A 17800-nucleotide genomic window follows, 5' to 3' on the forward strand; every position below is an offset into this window, starting at 1 on the left:
TGCGCGGCTGGTCCCCGCCGCAACCCATGCCGGACAAGCGCTATTTGACCGACGAAAAGGCGGTCGGCGTCAGCAGCTGGCTGACGATGTTGCCGACGATCTGGCCGTCCGCTTCGCTCTCGGCGCGCCCCTTTATCCAGTCCGGGTCGGTCATGAACTTGCCCCACTTGGTCTCGCGCTCGGCAAGCGATTCCCAGGCCAGGAAGTAGGTCAGCTCCTGGTTGGATTCACCGATCAGCGTGGTGAAGAAGCCGGCCTGGCGGATGCCGTGCTTCTCCCAGAGCTTCAGCGTCACCGTCTCGAACCGCTTCAACAGGGCCGGAAGGCGGCCGGGCAGGCAGTGATAGACGCGCATCTCGTAGATCATTGTTGTATTCCTCCCTGAACAGGTGCGGAGGTTATAACGATCGGCCCTGATACTGTCTTGAGCCCTGCCCGGCGGCCCCCGCGGCGTTTCGCGCATGGCTGGTCCTGTTCCCGCAATGCTGCCGCAATGATCTGGCCGCTAGAATGGCTCAATGGGGTTGAGGTGGCGGATCATGCGAATCTTGCTCGTCGAGGATGAGGCGGAGATGGCCACAGCGCTGTCGTCGGCGCTCAGGCGCTACGACATGGTGGTGGATCACGCCCCCACGCTTGCGGATGCGGAGGAAGCGATTTCCGCCGACGTCCATGCCGCCGTCCTGCTCGACCGCCAGCTTCCCGACGGCGACGGCCTCACCCTGATCCCGAAGCTTCGCGCACGCGCCGACGGCGTGCCGATCATCGTCCTGACCGCTCGCGGCGAGCTCGCCGACCGCATCGCCGGGCTCGACAGCGGCGCCGACGATTATCTCGCCAAGCCGTTCGCGGTCGAGGAGTTATTGGCGCGACTGCGCGCCGTGCTGCGGCGGCCCGCGGGGCTGTCTCCGGACGTCATCCGCGCCGGCCGCCTCGCCTTCGATGTCGGCCATCGCGAGGCCAGCATCGACGACCAGCCGTTCGAGCTGCCGCGCCGCGAGCTGCTGGTGCTCGAAGCCCTGATCCGCCGGATGGGCCGCACGGTACTGCGCGCAGCGCTGGAAGAGGCTGTCTACAATTTCGACGACGAAATCCAGTCGAATGCGCTGGACACCCATGTCTCGCGGCTGCGCCGCAAGCTCACTGATGCCGACGCCGGCGTGGAGATCCACGGCATTCGCGGCGTCGGCTATCTCCTGAGGAAGCTGCCGACTTGAAGAAGCCAACATGAGCAAGCACGACGATCCCTATTGCCTGCGCTCGCGATTGAGCTGGCGCCTGCTTGCGCTCCAGGCCGCACTGTTGCTGGCGCTGGTTGCTGTTGTCGTCGGTGCGCTCTGCGCCTCAGGCTTCGTGCTCGCGGATCGCGACGAGGATCGCGTCATCGATGTCGTGGAGCGCGCGCTCGCGCGTAACGCTGAAGGCGACCTGACCCTGCGCCAGACGCCCGACCTGAAACAATTGCGTGCCGAGACACCGGACCTCTGGTTTCTGGTCCGCGACCGGCAGGGACATTCGCTCACTGAAGGCGCCGCGCCGGCGGAATTCGCGGCAATCGGCGGCAGCCTCGACCAGATCAGCCAGGCGCGGCTCGGCTGGCAGATGTTCGAGGACGACCCGCGAAAGCCGGCGGCGCGGCTGAAGCGCGTCGACACCGATGCCGGCAATGTGCAGATCATCACGGCGACGCAGGGACGGCTGACCGGCGCCAAGGCGCTGTTGATGACCTCGCTGGCGTTTCTCGGCATCGCCCTGCCCGGCCTGCTCGTGATGGGCACCGCGACCTTCATCGCGACGCCGATGATCGTGCAGCGCGCTTTCAGGGGGTTGGATGCGACCGCGGATCAAGCGCGGCGCATCGACATCCATCAGCGCGGCGCGCGGCTGTCGGTGGAGAAAGTTCCGCTGGAGGTCGTACCGCTGGTCACCGCAGTTAACGAGGCGCTGGCGCGACTCGATCAGGGCTATGCCCGTCACAAGCGCTTTGTTGCGGATGCCGCGCACGAGCTGCGGACGCCGATCGCGATCCTGAACACGCGGCTGGAATCGCTCCCCTCCGGTCCGGACAAGACCCGGCTGCTGGAGGATGCCGCGCGGCTGGCGACGCTCGCCGAGCAGTTGCTCGACATCCAGCGGCTTGACCGTTGCGGTCATCCCTTCACGCGCGTCGACCTCGTCGCGATGGCGCAAAGCGCGGCCGCCGACCTCGCACCGCTCGCGATCGCCGCGGGCTACGAGCTGGAGCTCGATGCACCCTCAACGCCGATCGAGACGATCGGTGATGCCGCCGCGCTGGAGCGCGCGCTGACCAATCTCGTGCAGAACGCGATCCAGCACGGCCCTCGCCGCGGCACGATCGGCATTCGCGTGAGCAAGCCCGCCTGCATCGAGGTCACCGACGAAGGCGCCGGCATTCCCGCTGATCAACGCGCGCAGATTTTCGAACCGTTCTACCGGCTCACGCCGCTCGATCGCGGCGCCGGCCTCGGTCTCAACATGGTGCGCGAGATCGTGCTCCTGCATGGCGGACAGGTCTCGGTCACCGACGGGGTGGACGGCGGCACCTGCTTCAGAATGACGCTGCGGCCAGGCCCACAGAATTGATTCAATCCGCTTTCATGGCTCACAGCGCAATGCTGTCGCAATCCACTCCCGCGACAGTGCATCCGCCTCACCTCTAATCCTCCGAGGTGCAATCGAAATGCCGGAGTGCGCATGCCCAACGATTTTCTGTCCTTCTTTATTTCCTGGATGTCTTCGCCGCGCCGGGTCGGCGCCATCGCGCCATCGGGCGCGGCACTTGCCGATCTCATCACGCGCGAGATCACCGAGAAGACCGGCCCGATCCTCGAGCTCGGTCCCGGCACCGGCGCCTTCACCTACAAGCTCTTGAAACGCGGCGTCAGGCCACAGGATCTCACGCTGATCGAATACGGCTCGGACTTCATGAAGCTCTTGCAGATGCGCTTCCCCGGCGCCCGCGTGCTGTGGATGGATGCGGCGCGGCTGGCGACGGAGCGGCTCTATGACGGTGCGCCGGTCGGCGCGGTCGTGAGCGGCCTGCCGCTGCTCAACATGTCGACGCGCAAGGTCGTCTCGATCCTCGGCGGCGCATTCAGCTATGTCCGCCCCGGCGGCGCCTTCTACCAGTTCACCTATGGCATGAGCTGCCCGATTCCACGGCCCGTCCTCGATCGTCTCGGCCTGCGCGCAACGCTGGTCGATCGCGCCTTCCTGAACGTGCCGCCGGCTGCCGTCTACAAGCTGACCCGGCGGCCGCAGATGACGCTCATTGCCGGATCGGTTGCAGCTAATGCGTCAGTGCCGGTCGCTCGCGAGGCAATGCATCGCGAGCACGACCTCACCACCTCGCCTTGAGGAATCAGACCAACCGGCTCTGCACCATCGCCGCCTGGATGAACGAGGCGAACAGCGGGTGCGGCTCGAAGGGGCGCGACTTCAGCTCGGGGTGGAACTGGACGCCGATGAACCAGGGGTGATCCTCGTACTCGACGATCTCCGGCAGCACGCCGTCGGGCGAGAGGCCGGAGAATTTCAGGCCGTGCTGCTCGAGCCGGTCCTTGTAGGCGGTGTTGACCTCATAGCGATGGCGGTGGCGCTCCGAAATCTCGGTCGCGCCGCCATAGACCTGCGAGACGCGGCTGCCGCGATCAAGCGCGGCGGGATAAGCGCCAAGCCGCATCGTGCCGCCGAGATCGCCGGCCCGCGAGCGCTTCTCGAGCTCGTTGCCGCGCAGCCACTCCGTCATCAGGCCGACCAGCGGCTCCTTGGTCGGGCCGAATTCGGTGGAGTTGGCCTCCTCGATGCCGACGAGGTTTCGCGCGGCCTCGATCACCGCCATCTGCATGCCGAAGCAGATGCCAAAATACGGCACGTCGCGCTCGCGCGCGAACTGTGCCGCCTTGATCTTGCCCTCCGCGCCGCGCTGGCCGAAGCCGCCGGGCACCAGGATGCCGTTGACGTGCTCGAGGAACGGCGCCGGATCTTCCTTCTCGAAGATCTCGCTCTCGATCCAGTCGAGATTGACCTTCACCTTGTTGGCGATGCCGCCATGCGAGAGCGCCTCGATCAGCGACTTATACGCATCCTTCATGCCGGTGTATTTGCCGACGATGGCGATGGTGACATCGCCCTCGGGATTACGGATGCGCTCGTTGATCTGGTGCCAACTCTTGAGCACCGGCGGGATGCGCGATTCGATGCCGAAGGCGGCGAGCACTTCGTCGTCGAGGCCCGCCGCGTGATAGGCTTCTGGCACGGCATAGATGCTGTCGGCGTCGCGCGCCTCGATCACGGCGCTCTCGCGCACGTTACAGAACAGGCCGAGCTTGCGCCGCTCTTCCTTCGGGATCTCGCGATCGGTGCGGCAGAGCAGGATGTCCGGCTGGATGCCGATCGAACGCAGCTCCTTCACCGAATGCTGCGTCGGCTTCGTCTTCAGCTCGCCGGCGCTCGGGATGTACGGCAGCAGCGTGAGGTGAATGTAGATGGCATGATCGCGCGGCAGCTCGTTCTTGAGCTGACGGATCGCCTCGAAGAACGGCAGGCCTTCGATGTCGCCGACGGTGCCGCCGATCTCGACCAGCACGAAATCGTAATCGTCATTGCCGGAGAGGACGAATTCCTTGATCGCGTTGGTGACGTGCGGCACCACCTGGATGGTCGCGCCGAGATAATCGCCGCGGCGTTCCTTCGAGATGATGTCCTGGTAGATGCGCCCCGTCGTGATGTTGTCCTGCTTGGTCGCAGGCCGCCCGGTGAAGCGCTCGTAATGACCGAGATCGAGATCGGTCTCCGCGCCGTCATCGGTCACGAACACTTCGCCGTGCTGATACGGCGACATCGTTCCGGGATCGAGGTTGAGATAGGGGTCGAGCTTGCGGAGGCGGACCTTGTAGCCCCGGGCCTGCAGCAGGGCACCGAGTGCCGCTGAAGCCAAACCCTTGCCGAGCGAAGAAACCACGCCGCCGGTGATGAATATGTACCGCGCCATGGGACCTAACCTCTAATCCCTCGAATCCGATTCGCCAAAGCGATTCGCATTCCGCCCCAAAGAATCCTGCGGGCCTGTGGGTGAGCCAAAACTAAGAGTGGTGACAGAGCCTTGATGGGGGCTGTTGATGCAGGATGGTAGCCACCGCCCTGCATGGCGCCCCTGCTTTATTGCGAGCGAGGCACCTGCGGGCCACTCGGCGCTGCCGGGGCCTGCTGCTGCTCGTCCGCCTTCTTCAGCGTATCCAGAATGCCGCCCGAGGTCGGCGGGGTGATCGGTCCACCGCCGGCCGGCTGGGTCTGCGACGCCGGCTGGCCGATGATCGAGGACGGTGCACGGTTGTAGCCGGCATACCAGGACAGGAACAGGCTGGTCAGGAAGAACCCGGCAGCCAGGACCGCGGTGGTGCGCGACAACAGATTCGCGGTGCCGCGGCTCGACATGAAGCCCGCGCCTCCGCCCATGCCGAGGCCGCCGCCTTCCGACTTCTGGAGCAGCACGGCACCGATCATGACGGCAACGATCATGAGGTGGATGACGATGACAACGGTCTGCATAGTATCCTTCCGTCACAAGCCGACAGCGCCGGTACCGGCAGCCGATCGCGCTTCGCGGGTTTTCCTGAAGTTGCGCGGTGTTACACGATCGGAAACGGCATTGCCACCCCCGATCGGCCACGGCCCCGCGCTTTACGCTTAGCTAGGGGCAGCCCTTGGCGATCGCAAGGAAATCGGCGGCCTTCAGGCTGGCACCGCCGACCAGCGCGCCGTTGACGTTTTTGACCGCCATCAGCTCGGCCGCGTTCGACGGCTTGACCGAGCCGCCATACAGGATCCGCATCGCCGCCCCATCCGCCTTGAAACGGGACGTCAGGAGTTCCCGGATAAAGCCATGAACTTGCTCGACATCCTGGGACGTGGGAGTCAGGCCCGTGCCGATCGCCCACACCGGCTCATAGGCCACGACCAGATTGGCTGCGGTGGAGCCGTCCGGGAGCGAGCCGTTGAGCTGGCCGCGGACGATGTCCAGGGTCTGCCCGGCATCGCGCTGGGCCTGCGTCTCGCCGATGCAGACGATCGCGACCGCTCCTGCCCGCCAGACGGCTTCCGCCTTCTGCCGGATCAGCACATCGCCCTCGCCATGGTCGGCGCGGCGCTCGGAATGGCCGACAATGATGGCGGTCGCACCCGCGTCCGCCAGCATCTCGGCCGCGATGTCGCCGGTATGGGCGCCGGAGGCCTTGGGATGGCAATCCTGGGCCCCTACGGCGACCTTCTTGCCGTGCGCCTTGTCGGCAAAGGCTGCAATCAGGGTTGCCGGCGGGCAGACCAGCAGATCGGCCTTGCCGGCCACCGCTGCCGCGCCATTGAGCATGGCGTCGAATTCGGCGGCCGCGGCCTTCAGGCCGTTCATTTTCCAGTTGCCGGCAATCAGCGGTCGGATGGCATCGGTCATGTCAATTCCCAGCAAAATGAGGTTTGTGCATGCGCTAGCAGAGGTGCCGCGGCAGTTCCAGAGACCAGGGGCTTTTAACCGCAGCTTCGAAGGGCGGCCTGAGCTGAGGTTGCGGGGGGAAAGCCGCCACTTTATGATGGCATATCAATTTGGTGACGCGCTTCTGCGGAATCTGCATTAAGACGCGCTCCCGTTCCCCTCATTTCAGACAAGTTGGACCAAATGCTTCGAGGAATGCGCAAGGCCTCATCAAACTGGGTCGGCAAGACCATCATGGCCGTCGTGATGGGCGTGTTGATCATCAGCTTCGGCATTTGGGGCATCGCCGACATCTTCCGGGGCTTCGGACAGTCCACGGTGGCCAAGGTCGGCCACACCGAGATTTCGCTGAACGAGTTCCGCCAGATCTACACCGACCGCCTCCAGCAGATCGGCCGCCAGTTCGGCCGCCCGCTGACACCGGAACAGGCGCGCGCGTTCGGCCTTGATCGCCAGGTGCTCCAGCAGACGATTGCGGAAGCCGCCCTCGACGAGAACGCACGCCGGCTCGGGCTCGGCCAATCCGATGAGCAGATCCGACAGCTCATCATGAACGATCCGAACTTCAATGGCGTCGATGGCAAATTCGACGCGAACCGCTTCCAGAGCCTGATCCGCAATTTCGGCTACACCGAGCAGCGCTACGTGGCCGAACAGCGCAAGGTGGCGCTGCGCCGGCAGATCACCGGCACGATCGGCGCCGGCCTCGAGCCGCCGAAAGCCATGCTCGACGTCGCGACCCGCTTCCAGAACGAGCAGCGCGCGATCGAGTTCGTCAGGCTCGACACGGCCCAGGCAGGCACCATCGAGGCGCCCTCGCCCGAGGCGCTCGCCGCCTATTTCGAGGATCACAAGGTCCAGTTCCGCGCGCCCGAATACCGCAAGATCGTCTTCGCTGTGATCTCGCCTGAGGAAATCGCCAAGTGGAGCGACGTTTCAGATGACGACGCGAAGAAACTGTTCGAGCAGCGCAAGGACCAGCTCTCCACGCCGGAGAAGCGCCAGATCCACCAGATCGTGTTCCCGAACGCTGCCGACGCGCAGGCCGCGCGCGAGCGCCTCGCCGGCGGCCTCTCCTTCGAGGACCTCGGCAAGGAGCGCGGACTGAGCGCCACCGACGTCGATCTCGGGCTCGTGGCCAAATCCGCACTCGAATCCGCTGTCGGCGATGCCGCCTTCGCGCTTGCCGCAGGCGAGATCAGCCAGCCGATTCAGGGCCGTCTCGGCGTCTCGATCGTCAAGGTCGACAAGATTGAGCCGGGCGTCGAGGCCGACTACGCCAAATTTGCCGGCGACCTGAAGCGCCAGATCGCGACCGAGCGTGCGCGCGTCAAGGTCGGCGAGCTCCGCGACAAGATGGAAGACGAGCGCGGCGCAGGCACCAGCGTCGCCGATGCCGCCCAGAAGCTCGGGCTCACCGCCGTGACCATCGATGCCGTCGACCGCTCGGGCCGCGCGCCGAACGGGCAGACCGTCGCCAACATTCCGCAGGGCCTCGATGTGGTGTCGCAGGCCTTCAACAGCGACGTCGGCGTCGACAACGACCCGATCTCGTTCAAGGGCGGCTATGTCTGGTACGACGTGGTCGCCATCACGCCGTCGCGCGACCGCAACCTCGACGAGGTTCGAGACCAGGTCGAGGCCCGCTGGCGCCAGGACCAGATCGCCACCAAGCTGAAGGCGAAGGCGACCGAGATGGTGCAGAAGCTCGAACAGGGCGGCAGGCTCGCTGACGAGGCGGCCGCGATCAACGCCAAGGTCGAGACCGCCAGCGGCTTCAAGCGCGACGACACGCCCGCCAGCGTGCCCGCGAACATCGTTGCGGCCGCTTTCCGCACCGCCAAGGACGGCGTCGGACAGGCGCCCGTGACAGGCGGCGGCGAAGTCATCGTCTACCGCGTCACCGACATCGTCGATCCCGCGGCCGACACCACCTCCGACGCCGTCAAGAAGCTGAAGGACAGCATCGACCGGTCGCTGACCGACGAGCAGGTTGCTTCCTACGTCAACAAGCTTGAAGCCGACATCGGGACCACCATCAATCAGGCCGCCTTCGCGCAGGTGACCGGCGCGAACCAGTGAGTTGAAAGCACGCGATGGACGACCTGAAATCGATCATTGGAAAAGTGGCGACCGGCGCCAGCCTGTCGCGTGACGAGGCCGCTTCCGCCTTCGACGCCGTGATGTCCGGCGAGGCCACGCCCTCGCAGATGGGCGGCCTGCTGATGGCGCTGCGGGTGCGCGGCGAGACCGTGGACGAGATCACCGGCGCGGTCACGGCGATGCGCTCGAAGATGCTCACGGTCGACGCTCCTGCGGATGCCGTCGACATCGTCGGCACCGGCGGCGACGGCTCCGGCTCGGTCAACGTCTCGACCTGCGCGTCGTTCATCGTCGCGGGCACGGGCCTCCCCGTGGCCAAGCATGGCAACCGCGCGCTGTCGTCGCGCTCGGGCGCCGCCGACGTGCTGGCCTCGCTCGGCGTGAAGATCGACCTCAAGCCCGAGCAGGTCGGGCGCTGCGTGCGCGAATGCGGCATCGGCTTCATGTTCGCGCCGGCTCATCATCCCGCCATGAAGAACGTCGGCCCGACCCGGGTCGAGCTCGCGACGCGCACGATCTTCAATCTGCTCGGCCCGCTGTCCAACCCCGCCGGCGTGAAGCGGCAGATGGTCGGGGTGTTCTCGCGGCAATGGGTGCAGCCGCTGGCGCAGGTGCTGAAGAACCTCGGCTCCGAATCCGCCTGGGTAGTGCACGGCTCCGACGGGCTGGACGAGATCACCCTCACCGGCCCGAGCTTCGTCTCCGCGCTCCACCATGGCGAGATCAGGAATTTCGAGGTGACGCCCGAGGACGCCGGCCTGCCGCGCTGCGAGCCCGGTGCACTCAAGGGGGGCGATGCCGACGCCAATGCGATCGCGCTGCAAAGCGTGCTCGACGGCATGCCGAGCCCCTATCGCGACGTCGCACTCCTCAACGCCGCGGCCGCGCTCATCGTCGCCGGACGCGCCAAGGACCTTAAGGAGGGCGTCGCGATCGGAGCAAAATCGCTCGACAGCGGCGCGGCGAGCGCGCGGCTGAAGCATCTGATCGCGGTCTCGAACAGCTGAGCCTGTCATGTCTGATATCCTGACCAAGATCGAAGCCTACAAGCGCGAGGAGATTGCCGCAGCCAAGCGCGCGCAGCCGCTCGCGGCGGTGGAGGCAAAGGCCGATGCGCAAGGCGCGCCGCGCGGTTTCGTGCGCGCGATCAGGGCCAAGCACGCCAATGGCGACTATGCGCTGATCGCCGAGGTGAAGAAGGCCTCGCCGTCCAAGGGGCTGATCCGCGAAGATTTCGATCCGCCCGTGCTCGCCCAGGCCTATGAGGCGGGCGGCGCGGCTTGCCTGTCGGTGCTGACCGACACGCCCTCGTTCCAGGGCCATCTCGACTTCATGGTGGCCGCGCGCGCAGCCACGTCACTGCCGGTGCTGCGCAAGGATTTCCTGTTCGACACCTATCAGGTGGTCGAGGCCCGCGCGCATGGCGCCGATTGCATTCTCATCATCATGGCCGCGCTCGACGACGCCACCGCCAGGGACCTCGAAGACGCTGCCATCGCCTATGGCATGGATGTGCTGATCGAGATCCATGACGGCGCCGAGCTTGATCGCGCGCTGAAGCTGCGTTCGCCGATGATCGGGGTCAACAACCGCAATCTGCGCACCTTCGAGACCACGCTTGCGACCAGCGAGACGCTGGCGCCGCTGATCCCCGACGAGCGGCTGATGGTCGGCGAGAGCGGCATCTTCACGCCTGCCGACCTCGCCCGGCTCGAGCGCGTCGGCATGTCGACTTTCCTGGTCGGCGAGAGCCTGATGCGGCAGGCCGACGTCACCGCGGCGACGCGCACGCTGCTCGCGCGCGAGTCCAAGGCTCGCGCCACCGGCATGCGCTGATGGCGCGCAAGCCGTCCAAGACCAAGCAGAAGACCAAGCCGTCGAACAAGGCGAGCCCTGCCCTCACCCATATCAGCGCCTCCGGCGAGGCGCGGATGGTCGACGTTTCGGACAAGACCGCAACCGAGCGGCTCGCCGTCGCCGAAGGGCGCGTCGTCATGGAAAGGGCGACGCTCGACCTGATCGTCTCCGGCAATGCCAGGAAGGGCGACGTGCTCGGCACCGCGCGCATCGCCGGAATCATGGCGGCGAAACGCACCTCCGAGCTGATCCCGCTCTGTCATCCGCTCGCGCTGTCGAAGGTCACCGTGGACATCGAGCCCGACGCGAAGCTGCCGGGCTGTGTGGTGCGTGCCAGCGTCAAGGTGACCGGCCCCACCGGCGTCGAGATGGAAGCGCTGACGGCGGTCTCTGTCGCCTGTCTCACCATCTACGACATGATCAAGGCGGTGGAGCGCGGCGTACGCATCGAGGGCATCCGGCTCGTCGAGAAGCTCGGCGGCAAGTCCGGCCACTACCGGGCCTGATCACGCCGTGCGCATCGATTGCATTTGTGTGTTGCGGTTTATGCCGCGTTAACCCCGCTTCCTAACGTCGCCTCCACATCGATCCTGTAAACCGACGGATGTTACGGGGATCATGAATTGACCCTGACGTGTGTACGGCAGCGACGACATGATGACGGGATACGGCAGTCGCCTCCTTGACCAGGCCTTCGTCCGCAGCGGACCGATCCGCTGGCTGGTGGTGGGCGGCACACTCCTGATCGCTGCGATCGCCGTCGGCGCGGTGCTGATGGCGCAGAACTTCCGCGAGCGCGCGCTACGCAACTCCGGCCGTGAGCTGGAAAACACCGTGCTGCTGCTCGCCCATCATTTCGATCAGCAATTGCAGGATTTCGCGGTCATCCAGAAGGATTTCGTCGGCCATGTGCGCGCGAGCGGAATCACGACCGCGGAGGACTATCGCAGGCGCCTCGCCGGCCAGGACGTGCACCAAATGCTGCGTTCGAAGATCGAGGCGCTGCCTTACATGGGCGGCGTCAACATCATCGACGCCGACGGCAATATCATTAATTCCTCGACGGCATGGCCGGCCCCGAAGGTCAACGTTTCCGACCGCTCTTATTATCGCACCTTCCGATACGATCCGCAGGCGCCCGACGTGCTGATCGAACCGGTGCACAGCCGCATCTCCGGCGCCTGGACCATCCTGATCGTGCGCAAGATCATGGGTCCGCACGGCGAGTTCATGGGCATCGTCGGACGGGGCATCGAGCCGGCCAATTTCGAGAAATTCTTCGAGACCGTCATGCTCGGCGAAGGCGCGACGATCTCGATGCTGCATCGCGACGGCACTTTGCTTGCCCGCTTCCCGCATTCCAGCGAGATAATGGGACACAATTTCAGGAACGGCTCGTTCGAGCAGCAAAAGATCTTCACGCTCGATCACTTCGCCGGACGTTTCGTGAGCCCGGTCGACGGCGAGGACCGGCTGGTCTCGGCGCGTGCCCTGCCCCACTTCCCGATCCTGATGATGGCGACGACCACGCGCGCGGCGGCGCTTGCCGACTGGCGCGAGCAGATCGGCATACTGATTTCGGTCGCCTGCGCCTCCGCGCTCGCGATCGCCGGCGTGCTGATCGCGATCGTGCGCAAGCTCGTGGAGCAGCATCGCATGTCCCGGGAGCGGCTGACGCTGGAGAAGCAGCGCCTCGACCGCGCCGTCAACAACATGACCCAGGGCCTGCTGCTGTTCGACGCCTCGCAAAAGCTCGTGGTTTGCAACCAGCGCTACATCGAGATGTACGGCTTGTCGGCCGAGATCGTGAAGCCAGGCTACAGCTTTCTCGACATCATCGCGCACCGCAAGGCCACGGGTTCGTTCCCGGGCGACGTGGACCAGTATGTCGCACGCGTGCTGCGCGATGTCCATGTGCGCAACTCCATGGTCGTTGATACCGGCGACGGCCGCTCGATCCAGATCGTCAACGAGCCGCTCGGCGACGGCGGCTGGGTCGCGACCCATGAGGACATCACCGAACGTCGCCGCATCGAGGAGCGCATCACCCATCTCGCGCATTACGACGCGCTGACCGACCTGCCGAACCGCGCCATGTTCCACGAACATCTGCGCGGAGAGCTGCTCGCCATCGTCGACGGCGACGAGCTCGCCGTGCACTACATCGACATCGACGAATTCAAGGGCGTCAACGACGCGCTCGGCCATCTCGTCGGCGACGAGCTGTTGAAATCGGTGGCGGAGAGCCTCCGCGGCTGCGCCGGCCCCACCGACTTCGTGGCGCGGCTCGGCGGCGACGAGTTCGCGATCGTCCAGAGCGCGGTGACCTCCCAGGACCAGGTCAACGAGCTCGTCGCGCGGGTCTTCGCGGCGATCCGCACACCATTCGACTGCATGGGGCATCATCTCACCACCGACGCCAGCATCGGCATTGCGCTGGCGCCGGGACACGGCACCGCGCTGGACCAGATCCTGAAGAACGCGGACATGGCGATGTACGCCGCCAAAGCCGCCGGGCGCCGCACCTGCCGATTCTTCGAGCCGGAAATGGACGCCAAGGTGCGCGAGCGGCGACAGCTGGAGATCGATCTCCGCCACGCCATCGCTCATGGCGGCCTCGAGGTCTATTACCAGCCCTGCCTCAGCCTCAAGGACGACCGCATCACCGGCTGCGAGGCGCTGGTGCGCTGGCGCCACCCCGAGCGCGGCATGGTTTCGCCGGCCGAGTTCATCCCGATTGCCGAGGATACCGGGCTGATCAACGAGATCGGCGAATGGGTGCTGGCGACTGCCTGCCGCGACGCCGCCGGCTGGCCCGACGACATCCGCCTCGCCGTCAACGTCTCGCCGGTGCAGTTCAAGAGCGGCACGCTGGCGCTGAAGATCATGGCGGCGCTGGCCGCCTCCAATCTGCCGGCGAGCCGGCTCGAGCTCGAGATCACCGAGGCCGTGCTGATCCGCGACGACGAGACCGCGCTTGCGATCCTGCACCAGCTCCGCGCCATCGGCGTCCGCATCGCGCTCGACGATTTCGGCACCGGCTACTCCTCGCTGAGCTATTTGCACCGCTTCCCGTTCGACAAGATCAAGATCGACCGCTGCTTCGTCAACGACATCGCAGGCCCCGACGGCTCTGCCAGCATCGTGCAGGCCGTGGTCAACCTCGCCAGCGCCCGCCGCATGGCGACCACGGCCGAAGGCGTCGAGACCGAGGAACAGCAGCGGCTGCTGCGCACGCTCGGCTGCACCGAGATGCAGGGCTATTTGTTCAGCGCCGCAAAGCCGGCCGACAAGGTCGTGGAGCTGTTCGCGCTCCATCGCAGTCGCCTCGCCCAGCGCGACGGCAACGAAGCTCGCCGCCGCGAGGCAGGCTAGCAAGGACCGCTAGTTCGTAGATGGAATACTTCGTAGGGTGGACAAAGCGAGCGTGCCCACCTCTTGTCTTCCCGCACACGCAGAAGCGGTGGGCACGTCGCTTACGCTCCTTTGCCCACCTACGGCATCTCGATCAGCTAGTTCGGCACGGTGGTCTTCGGCGCCGGCTTCGCGGCGGCCGCGTTCACGGTGACGCCGTGCAGGAAGTCGTAGGCCGCGTGCAGCGCCTTGTCGTCCTTCTCTTCCGGCGGGACATAGGATTGCGATCCGGTCTGCTCGCTGCCGTCAGCGGCCTGCAGATGGCCGCGCATCTGCGACTCCGCCATGGTGTCGACGCGGCCTTTCAGCTCGGCCGGCACGTCCTGGAGGATCTCGATGTCAGGCGCGATGCCCTGGGCCTGGATCGAGCGGCCCGATGGCGTGTAGTAGCGCGCTGTGGTCAGCGCCAGCGCGCCGTTGCCAGCGCCAAGCGGAATGATGGTCTGCACCGAGCCCTTGCCGAACGAGCGGGTGCCAATGATCGTGGCACGCTTGTGATCGTGCAGCGCACCGCCCACGATTTCGGACGCAGAGGCCGAGCCGCCGTTGACCAGCACCACAAGCGGCTTGCCCTTGGTGAGGTCGCCGCCATGCGCGGTGAAGCGCTGGGTCTCTTCCGGATTGCGGCCGCGGGTCGAGACGACCTCGCCGCGCTGGAGGAACGCGCTGGACACCGACACGGCCTGGTCGAGCAGGCCGCCCGGATTGTTGCGCAGGTCCATCACGTAGCCGACAAGCTTCTCCTGCGGGACGTCCTTGGAGATCGAGGCGATCGCCTTCTTCAGGCCGTCGGTGGTCTGCTCGTTGAAGGAGGTGACGCGGATGTAGCCGATGTCGCCGTTCTCGACGTGGAAGCGGACGGGGCGGACATGGATGATCTCGCGCGTGATCGCGACATCGAGCGGCGCATCGGCGCCCTTGCGCATGATGGTGAGCTTCGTCTTGGTGTCGACCGGCCCCTTCATCTTGTTGACCGCCTGCTCGAGTGTCATGCCCTGCACGGCCTCGCCATCGATCTTGCTGATGAGGTCGCCGGACATGAGCCCGGCCTTGGACGCCGGCGTATCGTCGATCGGCGAGACGACCTTGACCAGGCCCTCCTCCATCGTGACCTCGATGCCGAGCCCGCCGAACTCGCCGGAGGTGGTCTCCTGCATCTCGGTCCAGGCCTTGTCGTTCATGTAGCGGGAATGCGGATCGAGCGCGGTCACCATGCCCGTGATCGCGCCTTCGATCAGCTTGGAATTGTCGGGTTTCTCGACATAGCTCGCCTTCACCCGCTCGAACACCTCTCCGAACAGGTTGAGCTGCGAATAGGCGTCATCCGCATTCGCTGCCGCCCGCGCCGCCCATAGTCCGCCATGCGGACCGGATGCGAGGAGGGTCAAGCATGCTCCGGTGAGCGCGCCCAGGGGGAACAGCAGGGTTTTCCGCATGGAATGGTTGGCCTTTTTGCTTCGCGGTTCTCTTGGGGCAGTTCGTTCGGGCTTGGGAGCCGCCATGCAAATGGCGATCCAGACCGGTTCTCACAATATCATTCCGGTTTCTTCAAGGCCGGCGGTGCCACGCCGGCGGGCAGCTTGTAGAAATCCCTTCGTCTGGACCTAAACTTTTGGCAACGTTCGGAAACCACCTCGCGCAAAGCAGGAATCGGTCGGCCGGCCCACGCCTCGCTGCTATGCGATTTTAGGATGGTTTTGCAGCCCTGAACGGGATACCCGATGGCATAAGGCTTCAAATTCTCGGGAGGATAACAATGAACGAAGCGCTCCGGCCGGAACGGAACGTCGAACTCGGCGCCAGCAACGAGCCGTTCCAGAACCTGCACGAATTCATCCGGAAGGCGCGTTCCAACCTCAACCAGAACGCCTGGGACTACATCGTCGGCGCCGCGGAGACCGAGACCACGATGCGCCGCAATCGCATGGCCCTGGACGAGATCGCCTTTCGCCCGCGCGTGCTGCGTGACGTGCGCAAGGTCTCCGGCTCGGTCGAGCAGTTCGGCCGCAAGATGCGCTTGCCCGTGGTGCTCGCCCCTGTCGGCGCGCTGGAAATCTTCGACCCGCATGGAGCCGCCAGCGTCGCGCGCGCGGCCGGCACCTTCGGGGCGTCGCACATGTTGAGCTCGGTCTCCGAGCCCGGTCTGGAGAAGACCGCCGAAGCCGCCCCCGATGCGCTGCGCATGTACCAGCTCTATGTCCGCGGCGATGATGCCTTCGTCGCCGACGTCGTCAGCCGCGCCGAGAAGGCCAAATATGCCGCCTTCTGCCTGACCGTCGACACCGCCCATTACAGCCGTCGTGAGCGTGACATCGCCAAGCGCTACGTTCGCGAAAGCCGCCTGCGCGCCACTGGCGGCGATTTCCAGAAGGGGCTGGAGTGGCGGACCGTGAAGATGGTCAAGGACAAGTTCCGGATACCGCTTATCCTCAAGGGCATCGCCACCGCCGAGGACGCGCAGATCGCGGTCGATCACGGCGTCGAGTGGATCTATGTCTCCAACCACGGCGGCCGCCAGCTCGATCACGGCCGCGGTGCCATGCATGTGTTGCCCGAGATCGTCGAGGCGGTGAAGGGTCGCGCCAAGATCATGGTGGATGGCGGCATCTGCCGCGGCACCGACATCGTCAAGGCGATCGCAGCGGGCGCCGACCTCGTCGGCATCGGCCGGCTGCAGTGCTGGGCCCTGGCAGCGGCCGGCGAGAACGGCGTGACGCGAATGCTCGAGCTGCTCGAGGACGAGGTGCTGCGCTGCCTCGGCCTCCTCGGTGCCACCTCGTTCGCCGAGGTCGACAAATCCTGCCTGCACCAGGCCGCCGCAACCAATGCGCCGAGCGTGTTCAGCGCGTTCCCGCTGTTCGACCATGAACCCTACCGATACTGAAGGATAGAATGACATCGCTCTCTCCCGGCAGCGCGGATGCGCTTCTGTTCGATCTCGGGCGCGTCGTGCTCGACATCGATTTCTCCAAGGCGATCGCCTGCTGGGCAGGACATGCCGGGTGCAAGCCTGAGGCCGTCCTCGCGCGTTATGTGCGCGACAGCGAGGCCTACCGGCTGCACGAGCTCGGTAAGATCAGCGACGAGGACTATTTCCAGTCGCTGCGCTCATCGCTCGGCATCGACATTTCGGATGCGCAGTTCCTGGAGGGCTGGAACGCGATCTTCGCCGGCGAAATGCCCGACGTTGCCGAATTGCTGCCGCGCGCGGCGAAGCAGATGCCGCTCTATGCCTTCTCCAACACCAACCGCCCGCATGTAGACCATTTTTCGAAAGAGTATGCCGATCTGCTCGGCCATTTCCGCGAGTTGTATCTGTCCTCCAGCATCGGCCTGCGCAAACCGGACGCGGAGGCGTTTGACCACGTGGTGGCTGCGATCGGCGTGCCGGCGGAGCGAATCGTGTTCTTCGATGACCTCGCCGAAAACGTCGAAGGCGCCCGCGCCCGCGGGCTGACGGCGGTGCATGTCACCTCTCCCGGAGATGTCGGGAACGCGCTGAGAGCGCTGGGTATCTGACGGCAAAGTCGCGGACCGTCCACGTTGGATGTTTCAGGAACTATTTCGCCTGAAAATATGGAACCAGCTCACTTTGTGCATTTTTATACCGAGTTCCCGGAACGAATGCCCGGTTCAGGACTCAATGAGTCCGTTGGGAACCTCTACATCGGACGTATCATCGTGTTGGGCAAAACCTACCTCACCAAGCAGGCCTCTCTGCTGGTCAAGTTCGCCAAGACCACCTCGGATTCCGAGCTTTCCGCCAAGCTGATGAGCAAAGCAGCGGATCTGAAATCTCAGGCCGATCCCATGCCCGGCGGGGATCACAGCCTGAGGGCACCGGATGTCGATCCTGATCATGGAACGGGGACAGCCTGACCGCCGTCTCCTGGCCATGCTGCTTTCAATTCGTTTTTC

At 65.3% G+C, this 17800-nt stretch carries 16 protein-coding genes; 11 read left to right on the top strand and 5 right to left on the bottom strand.

All coding sequences use genetic code 11. The features are described from left to right. Positions 1–40 precede the first annotated feature (40 nt). Entirely contained in the window at positions 41–367 is a 327-nt protein-coding gene (locus ABIC09_RS16180) for an NIPSNAP family protein (protein ID WP_148753725.1), read from the bottom strand. 172 nt (positions 368–539) lie between these two features. Here ABIC09_RS16180 and ABIC09_RS16185 point away from each other — a divergent pair, with 172 nt between their 5' ends. From ABIC09_RS16185 to ABIC09_RS16195, 3 genes are all read left to right on the top strand, one after another. After that, a complete protein-coding gene (locus ABIC09_RS16185) occupies positions 540–1217 on the top strand; it encodes a response regulator transcription factor (RefSeq protein WP_354083031.1) in 678 nt (225 codons plus the stop codon). 10 nt (positions 1218–1227) lie between these two features. Further along, a complete protein-coding gene (locus tag ABIC09_RS16190; RefSeq protein ID WP_354109877.1) occupies positions 1228–2604 on the top strand; it encodes a sensor histidine kinase in 1377 nt (458 codons plus the stop codon). 111 nt (positions 2605–2715) lie between these two features. Next, on the top strand, positions 2716–3378 hold the full coding sequence (locus tag ABIC09_RS16195; protein WP_354037014.1) for a class I SAM-dependent methyltransferase: 663 nt from the start codon (positions 2716–2718) through the stop codon (positions 3376–3378). Between the two features lie 4 nt (positions 3379–3382). On the opposite strand, the gene pyrG is transcribed toward ABIC09_RS16195, so the two are convergent. The 3 genes from pyrG to tpiA all read right to left on the bottom strand — a co-directional run bounded on the left by pyrG (position 3383) and on the right by tpiA (position 6469). Further along, positions 3383–5014 carry a CTP synthase gene (gene pyrG / locus ABIC09_RS16200; RefSeq protein ID WP_148753721.1) on the bottom strand — a complete coding sequence of 544 codons (1632 nt, stop codon included), beginning with the start codon at positions 5012–5014 and terminating at the stop codon, positions 3383–3385. Between the two features lie 167 nt (positions 5015–5181). After that, positions 5182–5571, bottom strand: coding sequence for a preprotein translocase subunit SecG (gene secG, locus ABIC09_RS16205; protein WP_148753720.1), 390 nt, complete (start codon positions 5569–5571; stop codon positions 5182–5184). A gap of 142 nt (positions 5572–5713) precedes the next feature. Further along, positions 5714–6469 (bottom strand): triose-phosphate isomerase, encoded by a 756-nt coding sequence (gene tpiA / locus ABIC09_RS16210; RefSeq protein ID WP_354109878.1) that lies wholly within the window; start codon positions 6467–6469, stop codon positions 5714–5716. Positions 6470–6691: 222 nt separating this feature from the next. On the opposite strand from tpiA, the gene ABIC09_RS16215 reads away from it, so the two are divergent. From ABIC09_RS16215 to ABIC09_RS16235, 5 genes are all read left to right on the top strand, one after another. After that, positions 6692–8590 carry a SurA N-terminal domain-containing protein gene (locus tag ABIC09_RS16215; RefSeq protein WP_354109879.1) on the top strand — a complete coding sequence of 633 codons (1899 nt, stop codon included), beginning with the start codon at positions 6692–6694 and terminating at the stop codon, positions 8588–8590. Between the two features lie 14 nt (positions 8591–8604). Further along, the gene (gene trpD, locus ABIC09_RS16220; protein ID WP_354109880.1) at positions 8605–9618 is read left to right on the top strand and encodes an anthranilate phosphoribosyltransferase; all 1014 of its coding nucleotides are present in this window, start codon (positions 8605–8607) and stop codon (positions 9616–9618) included. 7 nt (positions 9619–9625) lie between these two features. Continuing rightward, complete coding sequence (gene trpC, locus ABIC09_RS16225; RefSeq protein WP_354109881.1) at positions 9626–10447, top strand: indole-3-glycerol phosphate synthase TrpC; 822 nt, start codon at positions 9626–9628, stop codon at positions 10445–10447. Continuing rightward, positions 10447–10974 (top strand): cyclic pyranopterin monophosphate synthase MoaC, encoded by a 528-nt coding sequence (gene moaC, locus ABIC09_RS16230; RefSeq protein WP_148753715.1) that lies wholly within the window; start codon positions 10447–10449, stop codon positions 10972–10974. Before trpC ends, moaC begins: the two co-directional genes overlap by 1 nt. A gap of 148 nt (positions 10975–11122) precedes the next feature. Further along, complete coding sequence (locus ABIC09_RS16235; protein ID WP_354109882.1) at positions 11123–13843, top strand: bifunctional diguanylate cyclase/phosphodiesterase; 2721 nt, start codon at positions 11123–11125, stop codon at positions 13841–13843. Positions 13844–13980: 137 nt separating this feature from the next. Here ABIC09_RS16235 and ABIC09_RS16240 read toward each other — a convergent pair whose 3' ends face one another. Then, on the bottom strand, positions 13981–15318 hold the full coding sequence (locus ABIC09_RS16240) for a S41 family peptidase (RefSeq protein WP_354083038.1): 1338 nt from the start codon (positions 15316–15318) through the stop codon (positions 13981–13983). 320 nt (positions 15319–15638) lie between these two features. On the opposite strand from ABIC09_RS16240, the gene ABIC09_RS16245 reads away from it, so the two are divergent. The 3 genes from ABIC09_RS16245 to ABIC09_RS16255 are packed head-to-tail and all read left to right on the top strand — an operon-like array spanning position 15639 to position 17761. After that, positions 15639–16766, top strand: coding sequence for an alpha-hydroxy acid oxidase (locus tag ABIC09_RS16245; protein WP_148753712.1), 1128 nt, complete (start codon positions 15639–15641; stop codon positions 16764–16766). An 8-nt stretch (positions 16767–16774) separates the two neighbouring features. Next, positions 16775–17401, top strand: coding sequence for an HAD family hydrolase (locus tag ABIC09_RS16250; RefSeq protein WP_148753711.1), 627 nt, complete (start codon positions 16775–16777; stop codon positions 17399–17401). Positions 17402–17425: 24 nt separating this feature from the next. Beyond that, entirely contained in the window at positions 17426–17761 is a 336-nt protein-coding gene (locus ABIC09_RS16255; protein WP_354109883.1) for a hypothetical protein, read from the top strand. The last annotated feature ends 39 nt before the right edge of the window (positions 17762–17800 follow it).

This window comes from Bradyrhizobium sp. S3.12.5 (assembly GCF_040548225.1).
GTDB classification, from domain to species: domain Bacteria; phylum Pseudomonadota; class Alphaproteobacteria; order Rhizobiales; family Xanthobacteraceae; genus Bradyrhizobium; species Bradyrhizobium cytisi.